The sequence below is a fragment of the Streptomyces taklimakanensis genome, from assembly GCF_009709575.1.
Classification (GTDB): domain Bacteria; phylum Actinomycetota; class Actinomycetes; order Streptomycetales; family Streptomycetaceae; genus Streptomyces; species Streptomyces taklimakanensis.
On record NZ_WIXO01000001.1, the window covers coordinates 4788615 to 4802246 of the forward strand.

Consider the following 13632-nt stretch of genomic DNA (forward strand, 5'->3'; position numbering starts at 1 on the left):
TTCCCGCCCGCACCCCCGGAACAGGAAGAACCGGGAGTCGCCCATGACGCGTCCACCGACGCGCGCCGTCCGCCTGCTCGCCACCGCCGCCGCGCTGGGGGTCCTGATCACCGGGTGCGGCGCGGGGACCGACACCGGTCCGGACGCGGCCTCGAACAAGGGCGGGCCGGACGCCGGACCGAGGACCGAGGTCACGGTCGAGCCCATCGAGCCCGCCCGGAGGGTCACCGGCCCCGACGGCGCCACCGTCGCCACCGACGCCGAACCCCGGCGCATCGTCTGCCTGGTGGCCCTGTGCGACGACATGCTGACCGAGCTGGGCATCACCCCGGTGGCCACCAACTCCTCCCTGCTGGCCCACCCCGAGTTCCTCGGGCCCGAGAAGGCGAAGGAGGTCCCGGTGATACCCGGCGGCTTCCTCGCCCCCGAGGTCGAGGCGATCCTCTCCCACGAGCCCGACCTGGTGATCGGCCTGGGCGACACGCACGGCAGGCTCGCCCCCGCCCTGGAGGGCGCCACGGTCTTCTGGCCCGTCCAGCCCGAGAGTTGGCGGGACAGCGTCGGCTACCTGCGGGCCCTGGCCGCCCTCACCGGCCGCACCGACCGGGGCGAGGCCGCCGAGAAGCGCTTCCGCACCACCCTGGCGGAGGCCGAGGAGCACCGCAGCGACAGGACCGCGCTGATCGTCTTCGGCAGCGACGAGAACTTCGGTGTCGCCACCCCCGGCACCGACGTCGCCGCCGGCCTCTTCCCCGGGTTGGCCCACTACCCGTGGGAGTCCCGCGGCGTGGAGGGCAGCTACAGCCTGGAGGAGATCCTCGCCCGCGATGTCGACGTGCTCTTCGTCGAGACCCTCTCCTTCGGGGAGAGCGACGGGAAGCTCTCCGAGAAGCTCGCCGACAACCCCCTGTGGTCGAAGATCCCCGCGGTCCGCAACGGCGAGGTGCACGAGGTGGACTCCGAGGTGTGGGCCAAGGGCCGGGGCACCCGCTCGCTCGGCATCGTCGTCGCCGAGGCCACGGCCGCGCTGCGGTGAGCGCCGCACGGCAGTGGACGGCCGTCGCCCTCCTGCTGGCGGCCGCCTCGACGGCCGCGCTGTGCCTGGGCGATCCCGTCCTGCCGCCGTGGGAGCTGCCCGCCGCGCTGGCGGACGGATTCGGCGGTGCGGGCGGCAGCGGCGGCGAGGTCGGACTCGCGGGGGTGGTGGTGGCCGAACTGCGCCTGCCCAGAGTGGTGGTGGGGCTGGTCGCCGGGGCCTGCCTGGGAGCGGCCGGGCTGGTGCTCCAGGAGGCGCTGCGCAACCCGCTGGCCGTCCCCGAGATGCTCGGCGTCTCCTCCGGGGCCGCCCTGGGCGTGGCCGCGCCCCTGGTGCTCAACCTGGCCGTGCCCGTCCTCCTGCAGCCGGTGCTCGCCCTGCTCGGAGCCGCGCTCGGCGGCACGTTGACGCTGCTGGCGGCCGGGTTCGGACGCGGCCCCTCGGCGGTGCTGCTCACCGGGGCGGCCGTGGCCGCCGCCCTCCAGGCCGGGCTGCTGGTGCTGATGGTGATGGCCGACCGGCTCGACCTCCAACTGATCTACCGCTACCTGCTGGGCAGCCTGTCGGCCCGCACCTGGGACGACGTGACGGGCCTGTGGCCCTGGCTGCTGCTCGCGCTCCCCGCGCTGGTGGTGTGCGCGCCCGTGCTCGCCGTGCTGCGGCTGGGCGACGACGACGCGCTCGCCCTGGGAGTGCGGGTGCGCCGGGCCCGGACGGCCGCGCTGGCCGTCGTCGTGGTGCTGATCGCCCCGGTGGTGGCGGTGTGCGGGCCGGTCGCCTGGGTCGGCTTCCTCGCCCCGCACCTGGCCCGCCGGCTGCTGCCGGACGCCGGCGCGGTCCGATGGCTGCCGCTCTCCGCCGTCCTCGGCGCGGTGGCCGTCGTCTGCGCCGACCTGCCGGCACGGCTGGCGCTGGCCCCGGTCGAGACCCCGGTGGGCGCCTGGACCGCGCTGCTGGGCGTACCGGTGGGGGTGGCCCTGCTGCGCACCGGTCGCCGCGCGAGGCCGACCGGGACGGAGGCGGCCCGGTGATCGCGTCCTCACGGCCGCCGGGGGCGGCGCGCAGGGAGTCGAAGCCGGCGCTCCGGCTCGCCGTGCTGCTGGTGTTGGTGGCGGTGGTCGCCTGTGCCGACCTCCTGGCCGGACGGGCCCTGTCGCCCGACCGGGTGTGGGAGGTTCTCACGGGCGGCGGGGATCCCACCGCCCGTCACCTCGTGCTGCGGCTGCGGCTGCCCAGGACGCTGGTGGCGCTGGTCGCCGGGGCCTGCCTGGGGGTGGCCGGACTGGTCCTGCAGTCCGCGCTGCGCAACCCCCTGGCCGGTCCCGAGGTCACCGGCGTCACACCGGGGGCCGTCCTCGGCGCGGTGGTCGCGACCGGGCTCGGCCTGGCGGGATGGGATTCGCCCGCCGCCGTGGTGGCCGCCGCGTGCCTGGGCGGTTTCGCCGGGGCGGGACTGCTGTGGCTGCTGACCGGCCGCGAGCGAGGCGACCCGGCCGCGACCGCCGTGCACGGGGTGCTCGTCTCGGCCGTCCTGTCGGGGCTCACCGCGATGGTCCTGCTGGTCGCGCCCGGGGAGTTGGGCAGCGTCGTGCAGTGGCTGGTCGGCACCACCGAGGGACGGGTGTGGCAGCACTGGCACCTGCTGTGGCCCTGGGCCCTGGTCTGGTCGGTCGCCGCCTGGCTGTCGGCCGGGCCGCTGACGCTGTTGCGCTGCGGCGACGAGCAGGCCGCGGCGGCGGGGCTGGCGACCGGACGGGCCCGCGCGACGGCGCTGATGTGCGCGGTGGCGCTGACGGCCGGGGCGGTCTCGGCCGTCGGGGCGCTGGGATTCGTCGGGCTGTTGGTCCCGCACCTGGCCGTCTTCCTCGTCGGCGCGGACCTGCGCCTCGCGCTGCCGGGTGCCGCGCTCACCGGTGCGGTGGTGGTCGGCGGCGCGGACGCCGCCGCGCAGCTCCTCTCCCGGGCGGCGGCCTCGGCGTTGGAGGCCGACCGGCTCACCCTGCCGGTCGGCGCGCTCACCACCTGTCTGGGCGCGGCCCTGTTGTTGTTCGTGGTGCGCCGTGCGCCGGAGCGCACGTACTGACCGGGCGCCCCGGTGCGCCGCACGACGGAAGGAAGGACGGACATGACCGAGCCCGTGCTCCGGAGCGAGCCGGACCCCCCACGTCCCCGCCGGCTCCGGACCCGCCTCCTGCCCCGACCCGCGCCGCCCCCCTCCCCGGGACCCTCGCCGCAGCCCCTCCGGGGGGAGGGCGGAGTGGACCTCGTGGTCGAGGGAGTGGAGTTCGGCTACCCCGGACGGCCGGTGCTGCGGGGAGTGGACCTGCGGATCGGCGCGGGGGAGCTGGTGGCCCTCGTCGGCCTCAACGGCTGTGGCAAGTCCACGCTGCTGCGGCTGGTGGCGGGGCTGTCGCGCCCCGCCGCCGGCCGGGTGCTGCTGGGCGGCGACGACCTCGCCCGCCTCCCGCGCCGGGCGGCGGCCCGGCGGGTGGCGCTGCTCCACCAGTCCGCGCCCGCCGTTCCCGGCATGACGGTGCGCCACCTGGTGCGGCAGGGCCGGTACGCCGCCCGCGGTCCGCTCGGGATGCTCCGCGAGGGCGACGACGCGGTGTGCCGCCGCGCGATGGCGGACGTGGGGGTCGCCGACTGGGCGGACCGCCCGGTCGACTCCCTCTCCGGTGGCGAACGGCAGCGGGTGCGGCTGGCGATGGCGCTCGCCCAGGACACCCGCGTCCTGCTGTTGGACGAGCCCACCACCTACCTCGACCTGCGGCACCAGTTGGAGGTGCTCCGGACGGTCGTGAGGCTGCGCGAGGAGCGTGCCCTGACGGTGGTGATGGTCCTGCACGACCTCGCCCACGCGGCCCGGTTCGCCGAACGGCTGGTGGCCCTGCGCGACGGACGGGTGGCCGCCGACGGACCGCCGGCCCGGGTCGTCACGCCCGGCCTGCTCGCCGATGTGCTGGGCGTCGCCGGTCGGGTGGGGCGGGATCCCGAGGGCGGCTGGCCGGTGTGCTATCCGGATCACCCGATCACCCTTGAATCCGATAACCGTTTTCAATAGTGTGTGCGTGCGGCGCTCGAACGGGTGTCGCACCATCCGACGACCCATCAGGAGGCTTCCGTCATGGAGCACATGGAGCACATGGAGCAGGAGAAGGTCTTCACCCCCATCGCCGAACCGGGCCGGCTCGCCCACGCCTCGGCCACCCACTCCAACGCGCTCGTCGAGAACCCCTTCGACGACGGCGAGGAGTAAGCACCGCCCCAGGGCCCGCCCGGCTTCCCACCTCCGAACCGGGCGGGCCCGCCCGTCCCCGCCCACCCGCGTACCGCCCCAGGAGAGAACGTGACCCGCAGTCGACTCGCCCCCGGTGTCGCCGTCGTGACCGTCCCCGGTCGAGGAACGGCCGTCCGCACCGCCGACGGGGAGTTCCTGCGCGTGACCACCGGGGAGGTGCCCGAACGGATCCTGCTGGAGCACCTGGCGGACGCGGACGCCCCCGGAACCCACGCGGTCCCCGGGCTCGAAGCGCTGCTCGGCGCCTTCGCCGCCGCCGGCCACACCGTGGCCGACCGGACGGGCCGGACGGACCGGACGGACCGGGCCGACCGCGAGGGGGAGGGGGCGACGCGCCCCCGCCCGGCACACCCGGACACGGTGTGGCTGCTGGGTGACGACGTCCTCACCCGGCCGCTGGCCGGCCACCTGCGCGAGGCGGGGGCCGCACCGCGCACCGCCGTTCCGGAGGAGGTCACCGCGCTGGTGCGGGCCGGTGCCGCCCCGGGCGCGGCCGGCTCCGCCGGAGAGCGGCCCGCCGCCGTGGTGTGGTGCCTGGACCGGCCGGTGCCCACCGGACTGTGGGACGACGCGGACCGGCTGCCCGCCCTCGGCGTCGCCTGGCTCCGCTGCCACCGGGAGGGATGGCAGGCGTGGGTGGAGCCGCCCGCGTTCGACGGGGGAGACGTCACCTCCGCCCATGTACGGCTGCGGCGACTCGCCGCCACCCCCGCCCACCACGAACTGGCCGCCTACTGGGCCGGTGAGCGCGTCACCGGCGACGACCGGCCGACCGGCCCCACTCCGGCCGCCCTGGTCACCGCGCTGCTCGCCGCCGACCTCGCCGCCGGCGCCACTGTCGGCACCGGTACCGACGCCACCCATACCGTCCCGGCCGCGCCCGACCGGCTCCCCCCGCGGCGCCGACTGCGCCGCGTCGACCTGCGCGACCTGACCGTCACCGCACACCCCGTCCTGCCGGTGCCCGAGGTCGCCCCGCTGCCACGCCCGCGAGGTGCGGCATGACGTCCACCGCCCGCGCCGGAGCCTTTGGGCGCGCGGACACCGTCACCACCACGGTGGTGCCCGCCCCCGACGGCACCGCGCTGGCCACCGACCACTGTCTGCCCGAGGGGGAGGGCCCCTTCCCCGTCGTGTTGCTCCGCACCCCCTACGGCCGTCACCACCACCGCGCCGAACTGCGTGCCTGGGCCCGGCACGGCTTCGCGGCCGTCGCCCAGGACGTCCGCGGCCGGCACGGCTCCGCCGGACGGTGGCTGCCGTACCGGCACGAGGCGGACGACGGCGCCGCCACGGCCCGCCGGCTGCGCGAACAGCCCTGGAGCGACGGCACCCTCGTCGCCGTCGGCTCCTCCTACGCCGCCCACTGCGCCCTGGAACTGGCCCTGGCCGCCCCCGAGGCACGCGCCGACGCCGTGATCGCCGCCGTGCCCGCCCTCGGCCTCGCCGAGACCGCCCGCGAGCCCTCCGGCTGCGAGCGGCTGCTGGCCCGCGCCGGCTGGTGGGCGGCCCACGGCGACCGCCGCGACAGCGACGAACACGCCCTCGACCGGGCCCTCGACCGCGATCCGGACCTCCTCGACCACCTCCCCGTGCTGGACCTGCCCCGGCGGTTGGGACGTGCGATGCCGTCCTGGCCGCGGGTGTGGCGGGCCCGGCGGGGAGAGGCGACCGAGGAGGGCCGTCCCCGCGGCCTCGCGGGAGCCGGTGCGGCACGGGTCCCGCTGCTCGCCGTCGGCGGCACCCACGACCCCTTCGCCGCCGACACCGTGGCGCTGTGGCGCCACTGGGGCGGCCGGACGCGGCTGCTGTTGGGGCCGTGGGGACACCGGCTGACGGCCGCCCCCGGTCCCGACGCCTCCCCGGCCGCCCACCGGCTCCCCCTGGGACGGCTGTACGCGCGCTGGGCCCGCGCCGCCACCTCGGGCCGGACGGCGCCCGGACGCGGCGGGGCCGTGGCCCTGGGCGGCAGCGACCTGTGGGTGGCGGCGGACGCGCTCGCCCCGCGCGGAACCGTCCCATACCGCTTCCGTGACTCCCGTGACCTCCGTGGCTCCGACGGCGGGGACGGCACGGGGTGGACGGCGGAAGGTGTCCTGCGCCTGGTGCGCGGTCGGGAGTTCACCGCCGACCCGCGGCACCCGGTGCGCTCCGACGACCTGTCCGTCCCCGCCCACGGCGCCCCCGACCGCTGCCTGCTGGTCTCCGCGCCGCTGCCCCGCCCGCTGGACCTGCTGGGCGGAGCCGAGGCACGGCTGACCGTCTTCGCCGACGCCCCCGACGCCGACTGGGCCGTCCGCCTGGTCGCCCTCGGCCCCGACGGGACGGCGGCCCCGCTCGCCACCGGTGTCGAGCGCGTCCGCGCCGCCCCCGGACGCGCGGTGGAGGCCCGTGTGCCGCTGGGCCCCCTGGCCCGGCGACTGCCCGCCGGAACCCGGCTGCGGCTGGAGGTCGCCGGCCACCACTTCCCCGCCCACGCCCGCAACCCGCACACCGGCGAGGACCCGGTCACCGCCACCGTGCTGCGTCCCTCCCGCAGGGCCGTGCGGCCGGACGGCAGCGCCCTGCTGCTGCCGGTGACCGATCCCGGCCCGCGCCCCGTCGACCCCTTCCAGGAGATCTGCCGTTGAACCCCCCGACGAGCCCGGCCCCCGACCGGGCCCTACCGCTCGACTTCCTGGTCGACCCCGTGTGCGGGATCGTCCGCTCGGTCGAGCCCGTCGCCCGCCCCGAGGGCGCCCCGCCCCGCTACACCGCCATGACCGCCGACGTCTCCGACGCCCGACGGCTGGGCGCCTGGCCCGCCGACCGGGTCGCGCTCGGCACCACCTTCGACGATCCCGCCGGCGCCCGGATCGCCGCCGTCGCCGAGGCCGTCGAGCGGTACTGCGGCAACCGCGTCCCGCCGCCCGGCCGGCCCGACGCCCCGCTGCGCGCCACCGCGCGGGAACTGGCGGAGAAGGGGCTGCGGTCGTACGGACCGGACGACGTGCCGCGGTACGCCGACTGGCAGTACGCCCGCCCCCGCTTCCCCTACCGCCCCCTCACCCCGGACACCCCCGCGCTGTGGACGCGCGGCCGTGAGGTCCTCGGCGACGGCGTCGACCCCGGCGGGGAGGGGCGGGAGTGCTGGGCCCCGGTGGCGCTCACCCACCTCAACTGGCGCCAGGGCGAACTGCGTTCGCTGCCCCGCACCCACCACCTCAACTACGCGGGGATCGCCACCGGCCAGGGCTCGGCCGACGCCGTCGAGCGCGCCCTGTTGGAGGTCGTCGAACGCGACGCCCTGGAGCTGTGGTGGCACCTGGACGTTCCCGCGCTCGGCATCGACCCCGACAGCGTCCCCGGCCTCACCGACGACCTGGCCGGCTCCGGCCTGGAGACGTGGATCGTGGAGATGCCCTCGGAGTTCGCGCCCTGCGTGGCCGCGCTCGTCCACGACCCGCGGCGCGGCATCCACGCCGCCGGGTTCGCCTGCCGCTTCGACCCGGCCGAGGCCGCCCGCAAGGCCGTGCTGGAAGCCGTCCACACCTGGGTGTTCACCCTCGGCCTCACCGACGCCGACGGCTGGGTGTTCCGCGCCATCGACGCCGGGCTCCTCGCCCGGGGCCTCTACCTGGACCACCGCGCCGACCGCCGGTACCTCGACGACTGCGGCCGGGACTTCGCCGCCGTGCGCGACCTGGGGGCGCACGTCCAGGTGTGGCTGGACGACCGCGTGGCACCGTTGGCCCGACGCTTCACCCGTCCCGCGCTCGGCACCGTCGGCGTCGACGAGGTGCCGTCCGGCAGCCGCGCGGAGCTGGACGACCGGCTGCGCGGGGGCGGCCACCGCGTCGTCACCTTCGACCTGACGACGCGGGACGTGGCCGAGACGCCGTTGCGCGTGGCGCGCGTCCTGGTCTCCGGACTCGTCCCCAACGCGCCCGCCGCCTTCGCCTACTACGGCTGCCCCCGCTTCGCCGAGGTCGCGCTCGCCCGCGGCGGGCGCACCACGGCCCCGGCCGGGCCGGGCGACTTCACCCTCGCCCCGCCGCCGCACATGTGAGGGCGGACACCATGACGACGGATCACCCGACGACCCCCACGGCCCCCACGGCACAGCCGCCCCCGACCGGACCGGACCGGGCGCGGGCGCACCGGCTGGTGGCGGAGGCCCTGGCCCGAGCGCGCTCGACCGAGGAACCCGGCCCCGACCGCGACCCCGGCCCCCTCGTCCCGGCGCTGCCCTACCCGGCGCTTCCCGTCCCCCCGGCCGCCCCCGGGGAGGTCCCGCTGGAGGCCGTGCTGCGCCTCTCCCTGTCCGCGGTCGGGAGCGGCGAGCGGCGGCGGGACGGCGGTGGGGGCGGCAGACTGCGCCCCCACCCCTCCGCGGGCGGCTGCCACCCCGTCGGCGCCCACCTCCTGGTGGGCCCCGGCTGCCCACTGCCGCCCGGCCGCTACGCCTACGACCCGCTCACCCACCGGGCGCACGCCCGCGGCCCGGCCCCCGGTGACGCGCCGGCCGGCGTCGTCGCCGTGCTGACCGTCACGCCCCGGCGTACCACGGCCCACTACGGCCACCGCGCCGTACCGCTGCTCCTGCTGGACGCCGGGCACGCGGCGGCGGCGTTGGTCCTGGCCGCCCGTGCCGCCGCGCCGGACGGAGCGGGCACCCCGGTGGGCGCGGCCGTCTGCCCGGACGCGGACGGCCCGCTGCTGGTCGCCGCCGCGGGACTGGACCACCCCGCGCGGGAGGAGGACGAACACCCCGTGCTCGCCGTGCGGTTGACGCCTCCCGGCACCCGGCCCCGGCCCGACGACCTCCGCCGCTGGGCGGCCCCCGCCGGTGGGGGCCGACCCCGGCCCCTCGACGGCGAGGACGCCGGCGCCGTCCTGCGGGCGCTCACCGCCGCGCCGGAGCCGGATCCGGGCCGGCCGGGCCAGGCGGGCCAGGGGACCTGGTGGACGCCCCCGCCGACCGCGCCCGCCCCCTCGGGGGCGGACCTGCTCGCCCGGCGCAGCGCCGCCCCACCCCTGACGGGGGCCGTGGGCGACACCGCGCTGGCGACCGTCCTGGCCGCGGCCGCAGCCGCCGGCGCGGGCTTCGGACCCGGCGGCCCGACGTGGTGCGCGGCCGTCGGCTCCCCCCGGCCCGCGCTGCTGGAACCCGCCTCCGACGGCTCCGGCGCACCGCGGCGGTCGGCCGTCGGAGAGGCCCGTCCCACCCTCGCCGCCTGGGCCGCCCGTCAGGGCTGGCTCGCCGAGGCCGGCGCCGTGCTGCTGGCCCGCGGGTGTCCCACCGGCGCCCCGCCGCACCGGGTGCGGACCGCGCACCTGGCCGCCGGGTACGCCGCCGGGACGGCCCAGGCGGTCGCCGTCCGCCTCGGCCTGCGCTCCCGGCCCGTCGGAGCGTGGCAGGGCGCGGACCTGGGCGCCGCGCTCGGGGAACCGCCCGGCCGGGCCTGGGTGGTGCACGGACTCGCGCTGGCCGGTCCCGAGGAGGCCGCCGAACCGGACGGACGGGAGGTGGGAGGGCCGTGATGCTCCACCGGGAACTGCTCACCGCCGCCCGCACCGCGGGCGGTCCGCTGGTGGGCGCCACCGCGCTGCTCGTCGCCGTCGCCGCCTGTCACCTGGCGCAGGCCGTCCTGCTGGCGCACGCCCTGGCCGCCGTCGCGCGCGGCGCGACGGACGAGGTGCCGCCGCTGCTGGCCGCCGTCCTGGGCACCGTCGCGGCACGGGCGCTGCTGGGCTGGTGGCAGCGGCGCACCGCCACCCGGGCCGGGGCGCTGGTGCGCGTACGACTGCGCGACGCGCTGCTGGAACACCTCGGGCGGCTGGGGCCGGCCCACCTCACCTCCGCCCGTGCGGGCGGAGTGCGGGCCACGGTGGTGGACGGCGTGGAGGGCGTGGACGCCTACGTCTCGCGCTACCTGCCCCAACTGGTCGCCACCTGTCTGCTGCCGCTGCCGCTGCTGGTCGCCGTCGCGGCCGTCGAGCCGTACGCCCCGGCCGTGCTGGTGCCCGCGCTGCTGTCGGCCCTGTTGGTGCCCCGCTGGTGGGACCGGCTGCTCGCCCGGCGCGGCACCGAGCACTGGGACACCTACGAGGCGTTGGGCGCCGACTACCTGGAAGCCCTCCAGGGCATGCCCGCGCTGCGCGCGGCGGGAGCCGTGGGCCGCGTCCGCGAGCGGCTGGAGCGACGGTCGGCCGCCCTGCACCGGGCCACGGTCGCCAAGCTGCGGGTGTCGCTGGTGGACACCGCCCTGACCGACCTCGCCGTCCAGGGCGGCACGGTCGCCGCCGCCCTGCTGGCCTGCGCCTCGGCCGCCTCCGGACGCACCACCGCCACCGGCACCTACCTGCTGCTCCTGCTCGCCTCGGAGTGCTTCCGGCCGGTGCGCGACCTGGCGAGGGAATGGCACGCGGGCTACCTGGGCGTCTCGGCGGCCGACGGCATCGCCGCCCTGCGCACCGCGCGGCCACCGGTCGCGGACGACGGAGCGCACACCGCCGCGTGGCCGAAGGCGCCCGAGATCCGCTTCGAGGACGTCCACCTGACCCATCCCGGGGCCGCCCGACCCGCCCTGCGCGGGGTGACCTTCACCGCCGAGGCCGGGCGCACCACGGCCGTCGTCGGGCCGTCCGGCGCGGGCAAGTCCACGCTGCTGGCGCTGCTGCTGCGGCACCACGACCCCGACCGGGGCCGGATCACGCTCGGCGGCGTCCCCACCACCGACCACGCCCTGGAGGCGCTGCGGCGCGGCATCGCCGTCGTCTCGCAGGAGACCTACCTCTTTCCCGTGAGCGTCGCCGAGAACCTGCGGCTGGCCCGCCCGGAGGCGAGCGACGCGGAACTGGAGCGCGCGGCGCGGGCCGCGGGCGTCCACGACGAGATCGCCGCGCTGCCCGACGGGTACGCGACGGTCCTCGGGGAGCGTGGCGCCACCCTCTCCGGCGGGCAGCGGCAACGGTTGGCGCTGGCCCGCGCGCTGCTGGCGGACGCCCCCGTCCTGGTGCTGGACGAGGCCACCAGCGCCGTCGACGAGCGCCGCGAGGCCGCCATCACCGCCGAGCTGCCACACGTCGGACGGGGACGCACGCTGCTGGTGGTCGCCCATCGGCTGCGGACGGTGCGCCACGCGGACCGCATCGTCGTCCTGGACGGCGGCCGGGTCGAGGCGGTCGGCGACCACGGCGGGCTGCTCGCCCGGGGCGGTGTGTACGCCGGGTTGGTCGCCGCCGGGGGGACGGAGCCCACGGCCCCCACAGAGTCCGCGGACCCCACGGCCCCCACAGAGTCCGCGGACCCCACGGCCCCCACAGAGCCCGCGACCACCACGGGACCGGTCGAGCCGGTCGAGCCGGAGGGGCGGGGCGTGAGCGACGGCGGGCGAGACAGCGAGGAGCGAGCCGCGTGACCACCGCACCGACGCCCACGGCGTCCCCCACGGCGTCCCCCACGGCGTCCTCCACCGCACCGGCCGCCCCCTCGAACGCCGTCGCGTCCGGGACCGGCCCGCCCCGCGGCGCGCTGCGTGCCCTGCTGCCCGCCCTCGCCGGGCACCGCGCCATGGCCGCCCGCACCTGCGCGGCGGCCGTGGCCGACCACGCGGCCCTGGCCGCCCTGGTCACCCTGGCCGCGCACACCACCGGCACCGCCGTGCTGGAGCGGGCCGCCCCGCACCCGGCCGCCGTGGCCGCGCTGGTCGTCCTGGTACTGGTGCGCGCGGTGTCCACCTGGCGGGAGATGGACCTCTCCCACGACCTGGCCTACCGGATCCTGGCCGAACTGCGGGTCCGCGTCTTCGACGGACTGGCCCGCAGCGCCCCCGCCCGGATCGCCGGACGGCGCAGCGGCGACTTGGCGGCCACGGCGATGGCGGACGTGGAGGCGCTGGAGTTCCTGTACGCCCACACCGCCGCCACCGTCCTGGCCTCCGGCACCGTCCTGGTCGCCGGCACGGCCGTTCTGGCGGCGGTGGAACCGTGGCTGGCGGCGGTGGTCGTACCGGTGTCCGTGCTGCTGGTGCTCCTGCCGCCGGCCGACCTGCGGGTGCGGGCCGAGCGGGGGACGCGCACCCGGCGGGAGGCGGCGCGGTTGTCGGCGGAGGCCGTGGAGGCGGTGGACGGACTGCGCGAACTGCTGGCGTTCGGAGCCCTGGACCGGTACCGCGCCCGGCTCGCCGAACGCGGCCGTGCGCTGGGCGCCGCCCAACGCGCCGAGGCCTCCTGGGAGGCGGCCGCGGCGGCGGTGCGGGAGACGTTGGTGGTGGCGGCGGTGGTCGCCACGGTCGCGGTGGCCGCCTGGTCGGCCGGCGCGGGGCGGCTGACGGGGGCCTGGGCACCGGCGGCGGTGGCGCTGGCCCTGGGCGTGCTGGCCCCGGTCGCCGAGGCGGCGGCCGCGCTGGGACGCGCGGGGAGCCTGCGGGCCGCCGCCGCCCGGGTGGGCACGGCGATCGGCGCCCCGGCCCTCGCCCCGGCCCCGCTGGACCCGCGTCCGGTGCCGGACGGCCCCCTGGGGATACGGATGCGTCGAGTCCGCTTCGACTACGGCGGCGCGCCCGTCCTCGACGGCGTCGACCTGACCGTGCCGGCCGGGCGCACCACCGCCCTGGTGGGCGCCTCGGGAGCGGGCAAGTCCACCTGCGCCCACCTGCTGGCCCGCTTCTGGGATCCGTCGGCGGGCTCGGTCGAACTCCTGCCGCCCGGTGGGGCCCCGCTGGACCTCCGCCGGGTGGACGACGGCGACCTGCGGCGCACCGTCGCCGTCGTCGGCCAGGACGCCCCCCTCTTCCACGGCACCCTCGCCGACAACCTCCGGCTCGCCTCGCCCGAAGCCGACGACGCCGAGGTGGCGGCGGCCGCCCGCGTCTGCGGCGTCGACCGGATCGCCGCCGGCCTGCCCGACGGGTACGCGACGGTCCTCGGGGAGCGTGGCGCCACCCTCTCCGGCGGGCAGCGGGCCCGGGTGGCCCTGGCCCGCGCCCTGCTGGTCCGTCCCCGGGTCCTGGTGCTGGACGAGACCACCGCCAACCTGGACACCGCCGGGGACGCCGAACTGGCCGCCGCCCTGGCACGGGACGCCCCGCACCGGGCCACGCTGGTGATCGCCCACCGGGCCGCCACCGTCCGTCGTGCCGACCGCGTCGCGGTGCTGGAGGCCGGTCGGATCGCGGCCGAGGGCACCTGGGAGGAGCTCACCGCGCCCGGCGGGGCCCTGCCGCGCGTGATGCCCGGTACCGGAAGCGGCGGCGGGACCGGCGGCGGGTGACGCGGAGGCGTGAGGGGAGGAGGGGCGGGCCCGGACGTC

The 13632-nt window shown here is 78.3% G+C and carries 11 protein-coding genes; all 11 read left to right on the forward strand.

The annotated features are described in order from the left end of the window. Window positions 1-43 precede the first annotated feature (43 nt). The 11 genes from F0L17_RS21055 (at window position 44) to F0L17_RS21100 (ending at window position 13593) form a co-directional block, all read left to right on the forward strand. A complete protein-coding gene (locus tag F0L17_RS21055) occupies window positions 44-1036 on the forward strand; it encodes an ABC transporter substrate-binding protein (RefSeq protein ID WP_155072278.1) in 993 nt (330 codons plus the stop codon). Further along, on the forward strand, window positions 1033-2067 hold the full coding sequence (locus tag F0L17_RS21060; RefSeq protein ID WP_338018161.1) for a FecCD family ABC transporter permease: 1035 nt from the start codon (window positions 1033-1035) through the stop codon (window positions 2065-2067). The genes F0L17_RS21055 and F0L17_RS21060 overlap by 4 nt, the downstream gene beginning before the upstream one ends. Window positions 2068-2129: 62 nt before the next feature. Next, window positions 2130-3119: a FecCD family ABC transporter permease gene (locus F0L17_RS21065; RefSeq protein WP_420802478.1), complete on the forward strand. Its 990-nt coding sequence runs from the start codon at window positions 2130-2132 to the stop codon at window positions 3117-3119. Window positions 3120-3293: 174 nt separating this feature from the next. Continuing rightward, entirely contained in the window at window positions 3294-4100 is an 807-nt protein-coding gene (locus tag F0L17_RS21070) for an ABC transporter ATP-binding protein (protein WP_338018162.1), read from the forward strand. An 81-nt stretch (window positions 4101-4181) separates the two neighbouring features. Then, on the forward strand, window positions 4182-4295 hold the full coding sequence (gene amiA / locus F0L17_RS28120) for a streptamidine family RiPP (protein WP_274389143.1): 114 nt from the start codon (window positions 4182-4184) through the stop codon (window positions 4293-4295). Window positions 4296-4385: 90 nt separating this feature from the next. Further along, on the forward strand, window positions 4386-5342 hold the full coding sequence (locus F0L17_RS21075) for a hypothetical protein (RefSeq protein WP_162466515.1): 957 nt from the start codon (window positions 4386-4388) through the stop codon (window positions 5340-5342). Further along, window positions 5339-6967 (forward strand): CocE/NonD family hydrolase, encoded by a 1629-nt coding sequence (locus F0L17_RS21080; protein WP_155072280.1) that lies wholly within the window; start codon window positions 5339-5341, stop codon window positions 6965-6967. Before F0L17_RS21075 ends, F0L17_RS21080 begins: the two co-directional genes overlap by 4 nt. Next, on the forward strand, window positions 6964-8385 hold the full coding sequence (locus F0L17_RS21085; protein WP_155072281.1) for a YcaO-like family protein: 1422 nt from the start codon (window positions 6964-6966) through the stop codon (window positions 8383-8385). Before F0L17_RS21080 ends, F0L17_RS21085 begins: the two co-directional genes overlap by 4 nt. Window positions 8386-8396: 11 nt before the next feature. Next, window positions 8397-9860 (forward strand): nitroreductase family protein, encoded by a 1464-nt coding sequence (locus F0L17_RS21090; RefSeq protein ID WP_155072282.1) that lies wholly within the window; start codon window positions 8397-8399, stop codon window positions 9858-9860. After that, window positions 9857-11740, forward strand: coding sequence for an ATP-binding cassette domain-containing protein (locus tag F0L17_RS21095; protein WP_162466516.1), 1884 nt, complete (start codon window positions 9857-9859; stop codon window positions 11738-11740). Before F0L17_RS21090 ends, F0L17_RS21095 begins: the two co-directional genes overlap by 4 nt. Further along, window positions 11737-13593 carry an ABC transporter ATP-binding protein gene (locus F0L17_RS21100; RefSeq protein ID WP_420802441.1) on the forward strand — a complete coding sequence of 619 codons (1857 nt, stop codon included), beginning with the start codon at window positions 11737-11739 and terminating at the stop codon, window positions 13591-13593. The genes F0L17_RS21095 and F0L17_RS21100 overlap by 4 nt, the downstream gene beginning before the upstream one ends. Window positions 13594-13632: the final 39 nt, after the last annotated feature.